The sequence below is a fragment of the Bacillus sp. PS217 genome, from assembly GCF_037963535.1.
GTDB classification, from domain to species: domain Bacteria; phylum Bacillota; class Bacilli; order Bacillales; family Bacillaceae; genus Bacillus; species Bacillus subtilis.
In genome coordinates, this window is record NZ_CP150157.1 from 652922 (window position 1) to 669990 (window position 17069).

The 17069-nt window shown below is 46.4% G+C and carries 12 protein-coding genes, 4 tRNA genes and 3 rRNA genes; 18 read left to right on the forward strand and 1 reads right to left on the reverse strand.

Translation table 11 applies throughout. The features are described from left to right. Positions 1 to 15 precede the first annotated feature (15 nt). The 6 genes from celB to gmuG all read left to right on the forward strand — a co-directional run bounded on the left by celB (position 16) and on the right by gmuG (position 6600). Positions 16 to 1344, forward strand: a complete 1329-nt coding sequence (celB, locus tag NSQ83_RS03490) for a PTS cellobiose transporter subunit IIC (RefSeq protein WP_015715334.1) — start codon at positions 16 to 18, stop codon at positions 1342 to 1344. A gap of 17 nt (positions 1345 to 1361) precedes the next feature. Then, on the forward strand, positions 1362 to 2759 hold the full coding sequence (gene gmuD, locus NSQ83_RS03495) for a 6-phospho-beta-glucosidase GmuD (RefSeq protein WP_198879009.1): 1398 nt from the start codon (positions 1362 to 1364) through the stop codon (positions 2757 to 2759). Between the two features lie 148 nt (positions 2760 to 2907). Continuing rightward, positions 2908 to 3621, forward strand: a complete 714-nt coding sequence (gmuR, locus tag NSQ83_RS03500) for a transcriptional regulator GmuR (RefSeq protein ID WP_024571322.1) — start codon at positions 2908 to 2910, stop codon at positions 3619 to 3621. 28 nt (positions 3622 to 3649) lie between these two features. After that, positions 3650 to 4549 carry an ROK family protein gene (gene gmuE, locus NSQ83_RS03505; RefSeq protein WP_204551427.1) on the forward strand — a complete coding sequence of 300 codons (900 nt, stop codon included), beginning with the start codon at positions 3650 to 3652 and terminating at the stop codon, positions 4547 to 4549. Next, positions 4546 to 5493 carry a mannose-6-phosphate isomerase, class I gene (gene manA / locus NSQ83_RS03510; RefSeq protein ID WP_339238976.1) on the forward strand — a complete coding sequence of 316 codons (948 nt, stop codon included), beginning with the start codon at positions 4546 to 4548 and terminating at the stop codon, positions 5491 to 5493. The genes gmuE and manA overlap by 4 nt, the downstream gene beginning before the upstream one ends. Before the next feature lie 18 nt (positions 5494 to 5511). Further along, positions 5512 to 6600, forward strand: coding sequence for a mannan endo-1,4-beta-mannosidase (gmuG, locus tag NSQ83_RS03515; RefSeq protein ID WP_160221386.1), 1089 nt, complete (start codon positions 5512 to 5514; stop codon positions 6598 to 6600). Positions 6601 to 6658: 58 nt separating this feature from the next. Here gmuG and NSQ83_RS03520 read toward each other — a convergent pair whose 3' ends face one another. Next, positions 6659 to 7513 (reverse strand): manganese catalase family protein, encoded by an 855-nt coding sequence (locus NSQ83_RS03520; RefSeq protein WP_021481617.1) that lies wholly within the window; start codon positions 7511 to 7513, stop codon positions 6659 to 6661. Between the two features lie 325 nt (positions 7514 to 7838). On the opposite strand from NSQ83_RS03520, the gene NSQ83_RS03525 reads away from it, so the two are divergent. From NSQ83_RS03525 to tsaD, 12 genes are all read left to right on the forward strand, one after another. Next, positions 7839 to 7915: transfer RNA gene (locus tag NSQ83_RS03525), tRNA-Arg, on the forward strand. Between the two features lie 14 nt (positions 7916 to 7929). Continuing rightward, positions 7930 to 8003: transfer RNA gene (locus NSQ83_RS03530), tRNA-Gly, on the forward strand. Between the two features lie 160 nt (positions 8004 to 8163). Further along, a 16S ribosomal RNA gene (locus tag NSQ83_RS03535) occupies positions 8164 to 9713 on the forward strand. A gap of 170 nt (positions 9714 to 9883) precedes the next feature. After that, positions 9884 to 12811: ribosomal RNA gene (locus tag NSQ83_RS03540) — 23S ribosomal RNA — on the forward strand. Between the two features lie 54 nt (positions 12812 to 12865). Continuing rightward, positions 12866 to 12981, forward strand: a 5S ribosomal RNA gene (rrf, locus tag NSQ83_RS03545). The 16S, 23S and 5S rRNA genes sit together here with 4 tRNA genes alongside, the layout of an rRNA operon. Positions 12982 to 12995: 14 nt before the next feature. Beyond that, positions 12996 to 13072, forward strand: a tRNA-Met gene (locus NSQ83_RS03550). A gap of 60 nt (positions 13073 to 13132) precedes the next feature. Beyond that, a tRNA-Asp gene (locus tag NSQ83_RS03555) sits at positions 13133 to 13209 on the forward strand. 180 nt (positions 13210 to 13389) lie between these two features. Further along, a complete protein-coding gene (thiL, locus tag NSQ83_RS03560) occupies positions 13390 to 14367 on the forward strand; it encodes a thiamine-phosphate kinase (RefSeq protein WP_198878966.1) in 978 nt (325 codons plus the stop codon). Positions 14368 to 14381: 14 nt separating this feature from the next. Beyond that, a complete protein-coding gene (gene tsaE, locus NSQ83_RS03565; RefSeq protein ID WP_021481343.1) occupies positions 14382 to 14858 on the forward strand; it encodes a tRNA (adenosine(37)-N6)-threonylcarbamoyltransferase complex ATPase subunit type 1 TsaE in 477 nt (158 codons plus the stop codon). Beyond that, a complete protein-coding gene (gene tsaB / locus NSQ83_RS03570) occupies positions 14839 to 15528 on the forward strand; it encodes a tRNA (adenosine(37)-N6)-threonylcarbamoyltransferase complex dimerization subunit type 1 TsaB (protein ID WP_198878965.1) in 690 nt (229 codons plus the stop codon). The genes tsaE and tsaB overlap by 20 nt, the downstream gene beginning before the upstream one ends. Positions 15529 to 15537: 9 nt before the next feature. After that, positions 15538 to 15993, forward strand: coding sequence for a ribosomal protein S18-alanine N-acetyltransferase (rimI, locus tag NSQ83_RS03575; protein WP_003243019.1), 456 nt, complete (start codon positions 15538 to 15540; stop codon positions 15991 to 15993). Beyond that, positions 15986 to 17026, forward strand: coding sequence for a tRNA (adenosine(37)-N6)-threonylcarbamoyltransferase complex transferase subunit TsaD (gene tsaD, locus NSQ83_RS03580; RefSeq protein ID WP_003234076.1), 1041 nt, complete (start codon positions 15986 to 15988; stop codon positions 17024 to 17026). Before rimI ends, tsaD begins: the two co-directional genes overlap by 8 nt. Positions 17027 to 17069: the final 43 nt, after the last annotated feature.

Below are 17069 nucleotides of genomic sequence, written 5' to 3' on the forward strand. Positions count from 1 at the left end.
ATCGGGGTGGATAGGGTGTTCGAGAAAATCAGCCAATTCCTTGTTCCAATTGCAGGGAGGTTAAACAATAACCGCTATTTGCAAGTGCTGCGTGATGCATTTATGCTGGCTTTCCCGCTGACGATATTCGGGTCCATTTTTGTCGTGTTAACGAATTTGCCGTTTCTAAACAAAATCATGAACGCCTCAATGCTTACGTCGTTTCAGTCTCATTTCGGCATTGCCTCCACGGCGACAATGGGCATTATGTCTGTCTTTGTTGTGTTCGGGATAGGCTATTACCTATCGAAAAGCTATCAGGTCGAAGCTGTATTTGGCGGAGCGATCGCTTTGGTCTCCTTTTTGCTCTTAACGCCATTTATCGTTCAGCCGGAAACAGGTGATGCCATTACAGGGGTTATCCCGGTCGATCGTCTCGGTGCAAAAGGGATGTTTCTTGGGATGATTACGGCATTTCTTTCTGGTGAAATTTACAGAAGAATCGTTCAAAAAAACCTGACAATCAAAATGCCAGCCGGCGTTCCGCCTGCTGTAGCAAAATCATTCGCCGCACTTATTCCGGCTTTTATCACATTGACCGTATTTTTGCTGATTAACGTAATGGTGACTCTGTTTTTTAAAACAAATATGCACGACGTCATTTATCACGCAATTCAGGCTCCGCTTGTCGGACTTGGAAGCGGTATCATTCCAACGCTTATTGCCGTGTTTTTTATTCAAATTCTTTGGTTTTTCGGACTGCATGGACAGATCATTATCAACTCCGTAATGGACCCGATTTGGAATACACTGCAGGTAGAAAACCTTTCTGCTTACACGGCGGGAAAAGAAATCCCTCATATTATTTCAAAACCGTTTATGGAGATTTATACAGTAGGGATGGGCGGAACAGGGATGACGCTTGCGATTGTGTTTACCATTCTCATATTCATGAAAAGCAGGCAGATGAAGCAAGTATCAAAACTTGGCCTCGCTCCCGGTATTTTTAACGTAAACGAACCGATTATCTTCGGGCTTCCGATTGTCATGAATCCGATCATTATTGTGCCTTGGGTGCTGGCACCGATGGTTGTTACGCTCGTCACCTATCTGGCTATGTCAGCCGGGCTCGTTCCGCCTCCGACTGGTGTGACGGTGCCGTGGACGGTTCCATTATTCATTAATGGCATCATGGCGACGAACTCAATCATGGGGGGCGTGATGCAGCTTATCAATCTGCTGATTGTCTTCGTGATCTGGTTTCCATTCCTAAAAGCAATGGATAAATTAAATCTGGCAAAAGAAAAAGAACAGGCTGTGCAGGAAACAGCTGCTCAGCAAAATGATAACAGCATAAAAATGTGACATAAGGGGAGAGAGACTTGGCACAAACAGAACAATATCGTTTTCCAAAGGATTTTTGGTGGGGATCATCGGCTTCAGCAACACAAACGGAGGGTGCCGCCGACAGAGACGGAAAAGGCCAGAATATATGGGATTATTGGTTTGAAAAAGAACCGCATCGTTTTTTTGATCATGTCGGCCCCGCAGACACATCCCAATTTTACGACAACTATAAAGAAGATATCAGGCTGATGAAGGAACTTGGCCACAACTCGTTCCGGATGTCGATTTCCTGGTCGCGTTTAATACCAAACGGAACGGGCGAGATCAACGATAAAGCCGCAAATTTCTATAACAATGTCATTGATGAGTTGATCGCTAACGGAATTGAACCTTTTGTCAATTTGTTTCATTTCGATATGCCGATGGCGCTTCAAAAAATCGGCGGCTGGGTCAACAGAGAGACGGTTGACGCGTATGAAAACTATGCAAGAACTTGCTTCCGTTTGTTTGGCGGCAGAGTGAAAAAATGGTTCACGCATAATGAACCAATCGTTCCTGTAGAAGGCGGATACCTATATGATTTTCATTATCCAAACAAGGTCGATTTTAAAGAGGCCGTCCAGGTTGGATTTCATACGATGCTATCAAGTGCCCGTGCCATTCAGGCTTACAGGGAGATGAAGCAGGACGGAAAAATCGGTATCATCTTAAATTTGACCCCTTCATACCCGAGAAGCAGCCATCCGGCGGATGTGAAAGCCGGGGAAATCGCAGACGCGTTTTTTAACAGATCTTTTTTAGATCCATCTGTCAAAGGCGAATTTCCCAAAGAGCTGGTTGACATTTTGAAGCATGAAGGCTTTATGCCTGATTACATTCCTGAAGATCTTGACATCATCAAAAAGAACACGGTTGACCTGTTGGGAGTGAATTATTACCAGCCGAGACGTGTGAAAGCGAAAGAACATCTTCCGAATCCCGACGCTCCTTTTTTGCCTGACAGGTATTTTGATCCCTACGTCATGCCGGGCCGCAAAATGAATCCGCATCGCGGCTGGGAGATCTATGAAAAAGGCGTTTATGATATTTTGATCAATTTAAAAGAAAACTACGGAAACATCGAGTGTTTTATCTCTGAAAACGGCATGGGGGTTGAAGGTGAAGAGCGCTTCAGGGATGAACAAGGCATCATTCAAGATGATTACCGGATTGAATTTATAAAAGAGCACCTCAAATGGATTCGCCGCGCCATACAGGAAGGCTCGAACGTAAAAGGCTATCACTTATGGACGTTCATGGACAACTGGTCTTGGACAAATGCCTATAAAAACCGATACGGGTTTGTATCAGTCAATCTTGAGAAAGACGGAGAAAGAACCGTCAAAAAGAGCGGAAAATGGTTCAAAGAGGTTGCTGAGCATAGCGGTTTCTAGATTTTCCTAAAGGTCAAGATCTTCCGGCAATCATCATAACGAATAGAGATGACGAAAATCCGCAACATTGATGAAATAAGGAAAAGAACTTATGATATCCGTAAAAGCTTATGTGATATCAGACTCTAACAGCTGCCGGAGGATACCAATGAATAAATACGAAATCATTGCAAATGAAATGAGAAAAAGAATTAAAAATAACGTATATCCGATCGATCAGCCCATTCCTGATGAAGTATCTCTTGCAAAAGAATTTAACTCAAGCCGCATGACGATGAAGAGAGCCTTGGATAATTTAGTTGCCGAGGGTCTGCTGTTTAGAAAACGAGGCCATGGCACGTTTATTATTCAATCTGCAATACAGGATGACCATGTCCATGTAGTCAGCAATGAGATTCTCGGATTGACCAACTTGCTGAAAGATAAAAAAATCCAAAGCAAGGTCATTCAGTTTGAAGTGCAATTTCCCACTGAGGAAGTGGCCGCCCATTTGTCTATTGATCAGAAAACACCGGTTTATTATGTCGTTCGGCTGCGAATTGTAGAAGGTGAACCCTATGTATTAGAAAAAACATATATGCCGACTCATTTAATACCGGGCATTAATGACGATGTCCTTCATGATTCGATCTACAATCATATTACAAATGTGCTGCAGCTCAAAATCGCCGGAACGCATCGGAAAATCAGAGCATGCAAATCTGATCATATTGACCAGCAGCATCTGGGCTGTAAACAGGATGATCCAATTCTTGAAGTGGAACATGTGGGCTTCTTAGATACCGGGATTCCATTTGAATATTCCTTTTCACGTCATCGGCATGACAAGTTTGTTGTGACTTCTGTAAACATACGGCGCTGATTGCGGAGACAACAAGGAGGCCATCTGCATGCTTGGCGGTATTGAAGCAGGCGGCACAAAGTTTGTTTGTGCTGTCGGTAGAGAAGATGGAACGATCATTGACAGGATAGAATTCCCCACAAAGATGCCGGATGAAACGATAGAGAAAGTGATTCAATATTTTCGCCAATTTTCATTACAGGCAATTGGCATCGGCTCCTTTGGTCCTGTTGATAACGATAAAACCAGTCAAACATACGGTACCATTACGGCCACGCCGAAAGCGGGCTGGAGACACTACCCCTTTTTGCAAACCGTTAAGAACGAAATGAAAATCCCAGTCGGATTTAGTACAGATGTCAACGCTGCGGCGCTGGGTGAATTCCTTTTCGGTGAAGCGAAGGGTCTTGACAGTTGCCTGTATATAACGATTGGCACTGGCATCGGAGCGGGGGCTATTGTAGAGGGGAGGCTCCTTCAGGGGCTGTCACACCCAGAGATGGGCCATATTTATATCCGGAGGCACCCGGATGACGCATACCAAGGGAAGTGCCCTTATCATGGAGATTGCTTTGAAGGCTTAGCTTCAGGCCCCGCTATCGAAGCCCGCTGGGGAAAAAAAGCCGCGGATTTATCAGATATAGCCCAAGTCTGGGAACTGGAAGGGTACTATATTGCCCAAGCACTGGCTCAGTATATTTTGATCCTTGCACCTAAAAAAATCATTCTTGGCGGCGGCGTCATGCAACAGAAACAAGTGTTTTCTTATATCTATCAATATGTACCAAAAATCATGAACAGCTACTTAGATTTTTCTGAATTATCAGATGATATAAGTGATTATATTGTACCTCCACGTTTAGGCAATAACGCCGGAATCATCGGCACGCTAGTTTTGGCGCATCAGGCCTTACAAGCAGAGGCAGCATCCGGGGAGGTGCGATCATGACGCATCCTTTATTTTTAGAGCCTGTCTTTAAAGAAAGACTATGGGGAGGGACGAAGCTTCGTGACGCTTTTGGCTACGCAATACCCTCACAAAAAACAGGTGAGTGCTGGGCCGTTTCTGCACATGCCAATGGCCCGTCGGCTGTAAAAAATGGCCCGCTGGCAGGAAAGACACTTGATCAAGTATGGAAAGATCATCCAGAGATTTTCGGTTTTCCGGATAGGAAGGTATTTCCGCTGCTGGTAAAATTGCTGGACGCCAATATGGATCTCTCCGTGCAAGTCCATCCTGATGATGATTATGCAAAACTGCACGAAAATGGCGACCTTGGTAAAACGGAGTGCTGGTATATCATTGATTGCAAAGATGACGCCGAACTGATTTTGGGACATCACGCAAGCACAAAGGAGGAATTCAAACAACGAATAGAAAGCGGTGATTGGAACGGGCTGCTGAGGCGAATCAAAATCAAGCCCGGAGATTTCTTTTATGTGCCAAGCGGTACACTCCATGCATTATGTGAGGGAACCCTTGTCCTTGAAATCCAGCAAAACTCTGATACAACGTATCGCGTATACGATTATGACCGCTGTAATGACCAGGGCCAAAAAAGAACTCTTCATATAGAAAAAGCCATGGAAGTCATAACGATACCGCATATCGATAAAGTGCATACACCGGAAGTAAAAGAAGTTGGTAACGCTGAGATCATTGTTTATGTGCAATCAGATTATTTCTCAGTGTACAAATGGAAGATTAGCGGCCGAGCTGCTTTTCCTTCACATCAAACCTATTTGCTGGGGAGTGTTCTGAGCGGATCAGGACGAATCATAAATAATGGTATTCAGTATGAATGCAATGCAGGCTCACACTTTGTCTTGCCTGCGCATTTTGGCGAGTTTTCAATAGAAGGCACATGTGAATTCATGATATCTCATCCTTAATGAATGGGGGAGTTGCATTTGTTTAAGAAACATACGATCTCTTTGCTCATTATATTTTTACTTGCGTCTGCTGTTTTAGCAAAACCAATTGAAGCGCATACTGTGTCGCCTGTGAATCCTAATGCCCAGCAGACAACAAAAGCAGTGATGAACTGGCTTGCACACCTGCCGAACCGAACGGAAAACAGAGTCCTTTCCGGAGCGTTCGGAGGTTACAGTCATGACACATTTTCTGTGGCTGAGGCTGATAGAATCCGAAGCGCCACCGGGCAATCGCCTGCTATTTACGGCTGCGATTATGCCAGAGGGTGGCTTGAAACAGCTAAAATTGAAGATTCAATAGATGTAAGCTGCAACGGTGATTTAATTTCGTATTGGAAAAATGGCGGAATTCCGCAAATCAGTTTGCACCTGGCGAACCCTGCTTTTCAGTCAGGGCATTTTAAAACACCGATTACAAACGATCAGTATAAAAAAATACTAGATTCTTCAACAGCAGAAGGAAAGCGGCTAAATGCCATGCTCAGCAAAATTGCTGACGGACTTCAAGAGCTGGAGAACCAAGGTGTGCCTGTTCTGTTCAGGCCACTGCATGAAATGAACGGCGAATGGTTTTGGTGGGGACTTACATCATATAACCAAAAGGATAATGAAAGAATCTCTCTATATAAACAGCTCTACAAGAAAATCTATCATTATATGACCGACACAAGAGGACTTGATCATTTGATTTGGGTTTACTCACCCGACGCCAACCGAGATTTTAAAACTGATTTTTACCCGGGAGCGTCTTACGTGGATATTGTCGGATTAGATGCGTATTTTCAAGATGCCTACTCGATCAATGGATACGATCAGCTAACAGCGCTTAATAAACCATTTGCTTTTACAGAAGTCGGCCCGCAACCAGCAAACGGCAGCTTTGATTACAGCCTATTTATCAATGCTATAAAACAAAAATATCCTAAAACCATTTACTTTCTGGCATGGAATGATGAATGGAGCCCAGCTGTAAACAAGGGTGCTTCGGCTTTATATCATGACAGCTGGACACTCAACAAGGGAGAAATATGGAACGGCGATTCTTTAACGCCAATCGTTGAATGAATCAGTAATGTACAATAAGAAGGTGCTCAAGAAGTTTCTTGAGCACCTTCCCACTGGATTAAGCATTCATATCGCCTAACCCAGGACTGTGTTCATTCGGTATTTCAGGAAGCACTGGTACGGGAAACCCTGCCGGAGGATCTATTACTTGTAACTCTCCGCCATTTCGGCTTGGAGATTTCCCTTGATAGATTTCACCGATTCTCGTTTCATCCAACCTAAAGTTAAACTGTGCATTATGGTAGCCTAATTCGACATACTTTCTGCACTCAGGATATTTATTAATGTCATAATTCGGTACAGGGAGGAGCTTCGCCCACTCAACGCCCAATGTCTCGAGCGCTTTCGCGAATGCATTCTGGTGAGCATTGTCGCGTACAATCAGAAAAGCAAGTGTTTCGCGGAACGTCTGATTAGAGCTCATTTCATAAATTCTTGTTTTTTGCAGCACACCTGTCGACTCAAGAAGCAGGTTATCCAGCAGGTCAGTAATTAAGTTTCCGTGGTTATACACCCACGACCCGTTCCACGGATTGCCCCCTGCATCAACGGGAAGGGAACTTTGCGCACCAATAATATAATGATGAGGATTAGCATGTTTAACGGCTTCATTAAGTGGTGCTTGATCTGCACCTTGACTGCCGACACCTTCACCGCCTGATTCATCTAATAAAGCATTGATTGTGTTTTGAACCAGTTCAACGTGGGCAATCTCCTCTAAAAAAATGCCGCGAAGCAGATCGCGGTACTGTTTCTGCTTTCCTCTGAAATTAGAGCTTTGGAAAAAAAACTGCATCATTGTACGCATTTCTCCGTAATGACCGCCTAGTATCTCCTGCAGGACCTTAGCAGCTGCCGGGTCTGGCTTGTCCGGTTTAATGATATTAATCAGTTCCTCTTTGTAGTAATACATAACACGCCTCATTTCTTCTTAAGAGATTTTCTTATATTATTTGTAAGATGAGATAAAATATATACATGAGAAGGGGTGAAAGAAGAGAATAAAAAATACAGGAAAAGTGTTGACCAAATAAAATAGGCATGGTATATTATTAAACGTCGCTGATGAACAGCGTGAAACAAAACGAAAAACAAAAAAGTTTTTCTAAGGTGTTTACAAGATTTTAAAAATGTGTATAATAAGAAAAGTCGAATTGAAAAAGATTCGAAAAAACATTTTAAAAAAACTTCTTGACTTCACCATCAAATGATAGTATGATAGTTAAGTCGCTTGATAAGCGCCCGTAGCTCAATTGGATAGAGCGTTTGACTACGGATCAAAAGGTTAGGGGTTCGACTCCTCTCGGGCGCGCCAATATAAGATACTACGCGGGTGTAGTTTAGTGGTAAAACCTCAGCCTTCCAAGCTGATGTCGTGAGTTCGATTCTCATCACCCGCTCCATTATTGAATGATCTTTGAAAACTAAACAAGACAAAACGTACCTGTTAATTCATTTTTATAAATCGCACAGCGATGTGCGTAGTCAGTCAAACTAGGGTCTGCACGACGCAGGTCACACAGGTGTCGCCGCAGGATGCGGTGAACTTAACCTGTGATCCATTTATCGGAGAGTTTGATCCTGGCTCAGGACGAACGCTGGCGGCGTGCCTAATACATGCAAGTCGAGCGGACAGATGGGAGCTTGCTCCCTGATGTTAGCGGCGGACGGGTGAGTAACACGTGGGTAACCTGCCTGTAAGACTGGGATAACTCCGGGAAACCGGGGCTAATACCGGATGGTTGTTTGAACCGCATGGTTCAAACATAAAAGGTGGCTTCGGCTACCACTTACAGATGGACCCGCGGCGCATTAGCTAGTTGGTGAGGTAACGGCTCACCAAGGCAACGATGCGTAGCCGACCTGAGAGGGTGATCGGCCACACTGGGACTGAGACACGGCCCAGACTCCTACGGGAGGCAGCAGTAGGGAATCTTCCGCAATGGACGAAAGTCTGACGGAGCAACGCCGCGTGAGTGATGAAGGTTTTCGGATCGTAAAGCTCTGTTGTTAGGGAAGAACAAGTACCGTTCGAATAGGGCGGTACCTTGACGGTACCTAACCAGAAAGCCACGGCTAACTACGTGCCAGCAGCCGCGGTAATACGTAGGTGGCAAGCGTTGTCCGGAATTATTGGGCGTAAAGGGCTCGCAGGCGGTTTCTTAAGTCTGATGTGAAAGCCCCCGGCTCAACCGGGGAGGGTCATTGGAAACTGGGGAACTTGAGTGCAGAAGAGGAGAGTGGAATTCCACGTGTAGCGGTGAAATGCGTAGAGATGTGGAGGAACACCAGTGGCGAAGGCGACTCTCTGGTCTGTAACTGACGCTGAGGAGCGAAAGCGTGGGGAGCGAACAGGATTAGATACCCTGGTAGTCCACGCCGTAAACGATGAGTGCTAAGTGTTAGGGGGTTTCCGCCCCTTAGTGCTGCAGCTAACGCATTAAGCACTCCGCCTGGGGAGTACGGTCGCAAGACTGAAACTCAAAGGAATTGACGGGGGCCCGCACAAGCGGTGGAGCATGTGGTTTAATTCGAAGCAACGCGAAGAACCTTACCAGGTCTTGACATCCTCTGACAATCCTAGAGATAGGACGTCCCCTTCGGGGGCAGAGTGACAGGTGGTGCATGGTTGTCGTCAGCTCGTGTCGTGAGATGTTGGGTTAAGTCCCGCAACGAGCGCAACCCTTGATCTTAGTTGCCAGCATTCAGTTGGGCACTCTAAGGTGACTGCCGGTGACAAACCGGAGGAAGGTGGGGATGACGTCAAATCATCATGCCCCTTATGACCTGGGCTACACACGTGCTACAATGGACAGAACAAAGGGCAGCGAAACCGCGAGGTTAAGCCAATCCCACAAATCTGTTCTCAGTTCGGATCGCAGTCTGCAACTCGACTGCGTGAAGCTGGAATCGCTAGTAATCGCGGATCAGCATGCCGCGGTGAATACGTTCCCGGGCCTTGTACACACCGCCCGTCACACCACGAGAGTTTGTAACACCCGAAGTCGGTGAGGTAACCTTTTAGGAGCCAGCCGCCGAAGGTGGGACAGATGATTGGGGTGAAGTCGTAACAAGGTAGCCGTATCGGAAGGTGCGGCTGGATCACCTCCTTTCTAAGGATATTATACGGAATATAAGACCTTGGGTCTTATAAACAGAACGTTCCCTGTCTTGTTTAGTTTTGAAGGATCATTCCTTCGAAACGTGTTCTTTGAAAACTAGATAACAGTAGACATCACATTCAATTAGTAACACAAGATATCACATAGTGATTCTTTTTAACGGTTAAGTTAGAAAGGGCGCACGGTGGATGCCTTGGCACTAGGAGCCGATGAAGGACGGGACGAACACCGATATGCTTCGGGGAGCTGTAAGCAAGCTTTGATCCGGAGATTTCCGAATGGGGAAACCCACCACTCGTAATGGAGTGGTATCCATATCTGAATTCATAGGATATGAGAAGGCAGACCCGGGGAACTGAAACATCTAAGTACCCGGAGGAAGAGAAAGCAAATGCGATTCCCTGAGTAGCGGCGAGCGAAACGGGATCAGCCCAAACCAAGAGGCTTGCCTCTTGGGGTTGTAGGACACTCTGTACGGAGTTACAAAAGAACGAGGTAGATGAAGAGGTCTGGAAAGGCCCGCCATAGGAGGTAACAGCCCTGTAGTCAAAACTTCGTTCTCTCCTGAGTGGATCCTGAGTACGGCGGAACACGTGAAATTCCGTCGGAATCCGGGAGGACCATCTCCCAAGGCTAAATACTCCCTAGTGACCGATAGTGAACCAGTACCGTGAGGGAAAGGTGAAAAGCACCCCGGAAGGGGAGTGAAAGAGATCCTGAAACCGTGTGCCTACAAGTAGTCAGAGCCCGTTAACGGGTGATGGCGTGCCTTTTGTAGAATGAACCGGCGAGTTACGATCCCGTGCAAGGTTAAGCAGAAGATGCGGAGCCGCAGCGAAAGCGAGTCTGAATAGGGCGCATGAGTACGTGGTCGTAGACCCGAAACCAGGTGATCTACCCATGTCCAGGGTGAAGTTCAGGTAACACTGAATGGAGGCCCGAACCCACGCACGTTGAAAAGTGCGGGGATGAGGTGTGGGTAGGGGTGAAATGCCAATCGAACCTGGAGATAGCTGGTTCTCTCCGAAATAGCTTTAGGGCTAGCCTCAAGGTAAGAGTCTTGGAGGTAGAGCACTGATTGGACTAGGGGCCCCTACCGGGTTACCGAATTCAGTCAAACTCCGAATGCCAATGACTTATCCTTGGGAGTCAGACTGCGAGTGATAAGATCCGTAGTCGAAAGGGAAACAGCCCAGACCGCCAGCTAAGGTCCCAAAGTATACGTTAAGTGGAAAAGGATGTGGAGTTGCTTAGACAACCAGGATGTTGGCTTAGAAGCAGCCACCATTTAAAGAGTGCGTAATAGCTCACTGGTCGAGTGACTCTGCGCCGAAAATGTACCGGGGCTAAACGTATCACCGAAGCTGCGGACTGTTCTTCGAACAGTGGTAGGAGAGCGTTCTAAGGGCTGTGAAGCCAGACCGGAAGGACTGGTGGAGCGCTTAGAAGTGAGAATGCCGGTATGAGTAGCGAAAGAGGGGTGAGAATCCCCTCCACCGAATGCCTAAGGTTTCCTGAGGAAGGCTCGTCCGCTCAGGGTTAGTCGGGACCTAAGCCGAGGCCGAAAGGCGTAGGCGATGGACAACAGGTTGATATTCCTGTACCACCTCCTCACCATTTGAGCAATGGGGGGACGCAGGAGGATAGGGTAAGCGCGGTATTGGATATCCGCGTCCAAGCAGTTAGGCTGGGAAATAGGCAAATCCGTTTCCCATAAGGCTGAGCTGTGATGGCGAGCGAAATATAGTAGCGAAGTTCCTGATTCCACACTGCCAAGAAAAGCCTCTAGCGAGGTGAGAGGTGCCCGTACCGCAAACCGACACAGGTAGGCGAGGAGAGAATCCTAAGGTGATCGAGAGAACTCTCGTTAAGGAACTCGGCAAAATGACCCCGTAACTTCGGGAGAAGGGGTGCTCTGTTAGGGTGCAAGCCCGAGAGAGCCGCAGTGAATAGGCCCAGGCGACTGTTTAGCAAAAACACAGGTCTCTGCGAAGCCGTAAGGCGAAGTATAGGGGCTGACGCCTGCCCGGTGCTGGAAGGTTAAGAGGAGCGCTTAGCGTAAGCGAAGGTGCGAATTGAAGCCCCAGTAAACGGCGGCCGTAACTATAACGGTCCTAAGGTAGCGAAATTCCTTGTCGGGTAAGTTCCGACCCGCACGAAAGGCGCAACGATCTGGGCACTGTCTCAACGAGAGACTCGGTGAAATTATAGTACCTGTGAAGATGCAGGTTACCCGCGACAGGACGGAAAGACCCCGTGGAGCTTTACTGCAGCCTGATATTGAATGTTGGTACAGCTTGTACAGGATAGGTAGGAGCCTTGGAAACCGGAGCGCCAGCTTCGGTGGAGGCATCGGTGGGATACTACCCTGGCTGTATTGACCTTCTAACCCGCCGCCCTTATCGGGCGGGGAGACAGTGTCAGGTGGGCAGTTTGACTGGGGCGGTCGCCTCCTAAAAGGTAACGGAGGCGCCCAAAGGTTCCCTCAGAATGGTTGGAAATCATTCGCAGAGTGTAAAGGCACAAGGGAGCTTGACTGCGAGACCTACAAGTCGAGCAGGGACGAAAGTCGGGCTTAGTGATCCGGTGGTTCCGCATGGAAGGGCCATCGCTCAACGGATAAAAGCTACCCCGGGGATAACAGGCTTATCTCCCCCAAGAGTCCACATCGACGGGGAGGTTTGGCACCTCGATGTCGGCTCATCGCATCCTGGGGCTGTAGTCGGTCCCAAGGGTTGGGCTGTTCGCCCATTAAAGCGGTACGCGAGCTGGGTTCAGAACGTCGTGAGACAGTTCGGTCCCTATCCGTCGCGGGCGCAGGAAATTTGAGAGGAGCTGTCCTTAGTACGAGAGGACCGGGATGGACGCACCGCTGGTGTACCAGTTGTTCTGCCAAGGGCATCGCTGGGTAGCTATGTGCGGACGGGATAAGTGCTGAAAGCATCTAAGCATGAAGCCCCCCTCAAGATGAGATTTCCCATTCCGCAAGGAAGTAAGATCCCTGAAAGATGATCAGGTTGATAGGTCTGAGGTGGAAGTGTGGCGACACATGGAGCTGACAGATACTAATCGATCGAGGACTTAACCACATTTTGAATGATGTCACACCTGTTATCTAGTTTTGAGAGAACACTCTCAATTTGTTTGGTGGCGATAGCGAAGAGGTCACACCCGTTCCCATACCGAACACGGAAGTTAAGCTCTTCAGCGCCGATGGTAGTCGGGGGTTTCCCCCTGTGAGAGTAGGACGCCGCCAAGCATTACTTTTATCATCGCGGGGTGGAGCAGTTCGGTAGCTCGTCGGGCTCATAACCCGAAGGTCGCAGGTTCAAATCCTGCCCCCGCAACCAAATATATGATTAAATAAGGAGTGCCCTAAGGGTACAACCAAAATAATCTTATACAAATATGGTCCGGTAGTTCAGTTGGTTAGAATGCCTGCCTGTCACGCAGGAGGTCGCGGGTTCGAGTCCCGTCCGGACCGCCATTAATGTAAACGAAACGATCATGTTTTCGTTTTTTTTGTGTTTTCTTTTACTGTATCTTCTGCTTGGTGTCATAGCCAAGCTTTCTTTATATCGGGAACATCTTGGATATTCCAGCAAAATTCGATAAACTAGGAAGAGCACATATAGGCATAAGCAGGGTTGAAAGGAGATTTTGGTTCATGGATGAATTTGATTTGATACATAGCATTACTCCGCGGACCATTCACCATTCTTCCGTTGATGTAGGAATAGGTGATGATGCAGCGCTCTACACTGCGAAACACGGCGTTCAGGAAATTGTTTGTGTTGATACTATGGTAGAAGACGTGCACTTCAAATTACACTATTCCTCACCTGAAGATATCGGGTATAAGGCGTTAGCCGTTAATATAAGTGATATTGCCGCGATGGGAGGCATTCCGAAATTTTATTTGGTATCACTTGCGGTACCTTCAAAATGGACGGCATCCGAAATCAAGTCGATGTATGAAGGAATGAATGAACTGGCGAAACTATATCAGATGGATCTGATTGGCGGCGATACAGTTTCTACCGCTGACAAATTAGTCGTTACAGTCACTGTAATCGGTGAAATTGAAAAGGGACAGGCCTGTTTGCGCAGCTTGGCAAAACCGGATGATATTGTGTTTGTAACCGGTGAAATCGGTTCTTCTGCAGCAGGGCTTTCTTTATTGCTGGAAGAGACTAATCCTCAAAACTCATCTGTGGAAACGGATTACTTTATCCATAGGCATAAACGGCCTGAGCCAAGAGTAAGCGTCGGCAGATTATGCTCGAGTTTTAAACGGGCAGCTTTAAATGATGTTAGTGACGGATTGGCTAGTGAACTGAACGAGATTGCAGAAGCCAGCTGTGTTTCAATTGAAATTGATGAAAGCATGCTTCCAATTCATTCTGATTTACCTAAGCTTCATCCTAACTGGAAAGAATGGGCTTTGTTTGGCGGTGAGGATTTTGAGCTGACAGGGACGGTTTCAAAAGAGGAGTGGGAAGTGTTGAAGCAGCAGTGCGCAGCACGTCAACTTCCCATTACAAAGATTGGCCATGTCAGGGAAAAAACAAAATCTAAAGTGATCCTAAAAACAGATCAAACATCAATGATCTTAGAGAAAAAGGGATATAATCATTTTAAATAAGACGGGTGACTTGTGTGAAGCAATTAAAATGGAGAACTGTAAATCCAGAAGAAACAAAAGCAATTGCCAAGCTGACGGCATCGTTTGCTAAACCGGGAGACGTCCTGACATTAGAGGGCGATTTAGGTGCAGGAAAAACGACTTTTACGAAAGGTTTTGCAGAAGGGCTGGGAATTACACGTGTTGTAAACAGTCCGACTTTTACAATTATAAAAGAATATAACGATGGCTTACTTCCTCTTTATCATATGGATGTGTATAGAATGGAAGATGAAAGTGAAGATTTGGGACTTGATGAATATTTTCACGGACAAGGTGTCTGTCTCGTTGAATGGGCTCATTTAATTGAAGAACAGCTGCCACAGGAGCGACTGCAAATTGTCATCAAAAGAGCTGGTGATGATGAGCGGGAAATTACCTTTACTGCTGTCGGGAATCGGTATGAAATGCTTTGTGAGGAGTTAAGTAGACATGACAATATTAGCAATTGATACATCAAATTATACATTGGGCATTGCGCTGCTTCGAGAAGACACTGTTATAGCAGAATACATTACATATTTGAAAAAGAACCACTCTGTAAGAGCGATGCCTGCTGTTCATTCATTGCTGAATGATTGTGATATGGCACCGCAGGACCTTTCTAAAATTGTCGTTGCAAAAGGCCCAGGTTCATACACAGGAGTAAGAATAGGTGTGACGTTGGCCAAAACACTTGCCTGGTCTTTAGACATTCCAATAAGTGCTGTATCAAGTCTTGAGACGCTTGCGGCAAATGGCCGGCATTTTGACGGTCTGATCAGCCCAATCTTTGATGCTAGACGGGGACAGGTGTACACAGGTCTGTATCAATATAAAAATGGACTTTTAGAGCAAGTTGTTCCAGATCAAAATGTGATGCTGGCAGATTGGCTGGAGATGCTAAAAGAAAAGGACCGTCCTGTTTTGTTTTTAGGTCACGACACTTCTATTCACAAGCAGATGATCGAGGATATTCTTGGAACAAAAGGATTCATTGGAACTGCCGCCCAGCATAACCCGCGTCCTTCAGAATTGGCTTTTCTCGGGAAGGAAAAGGAAGCAGCTGATGTTCATGGGCTTGTCCCGGATTACTTGCGGCTGGCAGAAGCTGAAGCGAAATGGATTGAAAGTCAAAAGTAGGGTGATAGGATGAAAACAAAAGCAGCGGTCAGAAATATGCGGCTTGAAGATATAGATCACGTATACGAAATCGAAGCATCCTCCTTTACGTCTCCTTGGACGAAGGATTCGTTTTATCATGAGCTGCTGGAAAATCCGTATGCTCATTATCTCGTGATTGAAAAGGACGGCCATCTTGCTGGGTATTGCGGGATTTGGATTGTGATGGACGATGCCCAAATTACAAATATAGCGATAAAACCAGAGTATCGCGGCCAGTCTTTAGGAGAAACGCTTTTTCGCTCAGCTGTTGAACTGTGCAAAGAAAAAGACGCAAGGCGGCTTTCGCTTGAAGTGAGGGTTTCGAATCATCCTGCTCAAGGCTTATATAAGAAATTCGGGATGCAGCCCGGCGGAATAAGAAAGAACTATTATACTGATAACGGGGAAGATGCGTTAATTATGTGGGTGACGATAAATGAGTGAGCAAAAAGACATGTACGTATTAGGAATTGAAACAAGCTGTGATGAGACTGCTGCAGCTATTGTGAAAAACGGGAAAGAGATCATTTCAAACGTAGTAGCCTCTCAAATTGAAAGCCATAAGCGCTTCGGAGGCGTTGTTCCGGAAATTGCTTCAAGACATCATGTTGAACAAATCACTTTGGTTATAGAAGAGGCGTTTCGCAAAGCTGGCATGACGTATAGTGATATTGATGCGATTGCAGTAACAGAAGGTCCGGGACTGGTGGGAGCGCTTCTTATCGGAGTGAATGCCGCTAAAGCATTGAGCTTTGCACATAACATTCCGTTAGTAGGCGTTCATCATATAGCCGGTCATATATACGCGAACCGTCTTGTAGAAGACATCGTGTTCCCGGCACTGGCATTGGTCGTTTCAGGAGGCCATACAGAACTGGTTTATATGAAGGAACATGGATCATTTGAAGTCATTGGGGAAACCCTTGATGATGCGGCAGGAGAAGCCTACGACAAAGTGGCGCGGACGATGGGATTGCCATATCCGGGTGGACCGCAAATTGACAAGCTAGCTGAAAAAGGGAATGACAATATTCCGCTTCCTCGCGCATGGCTTGAAGAAGGCTCTTACAACTTCAGCTTTAGCGGGTTGAAGTCTGCGGTGATCAATACGCTTCATAATGCATCCCAAAAAGGGCAAGAGATTGCTCCGGAAGATTTGTCTGCCAGCTTCCAAAATAGTGTGATCGATGTCTTGGTAACCAAAACGGCGCGCGCGGCAAAGGAATATGATGTCAAACAGGTCCTTTTAGCCGGAGGAGTAGCTGCAAACAGAGGCCTCAGAGCTGCATTAGAAAAGGAATTTGCCCAGCATGAAGGGATTACGCTTGTCATTCCTCCATTAGCTTTATGCACGGATAATGCTGCGATGATTGCTGCTGCTGGTACAATTGCTTTTGAGAAAGGAATTCGCGGTGCATATGATATGAATGGCCAGCCCGGCCTTGAATTGACTTCTTATCAAAGTCTCACGAGATAATAGCGTGAGACTTTTTATATGTTTGTTATTAACAGACAATTCA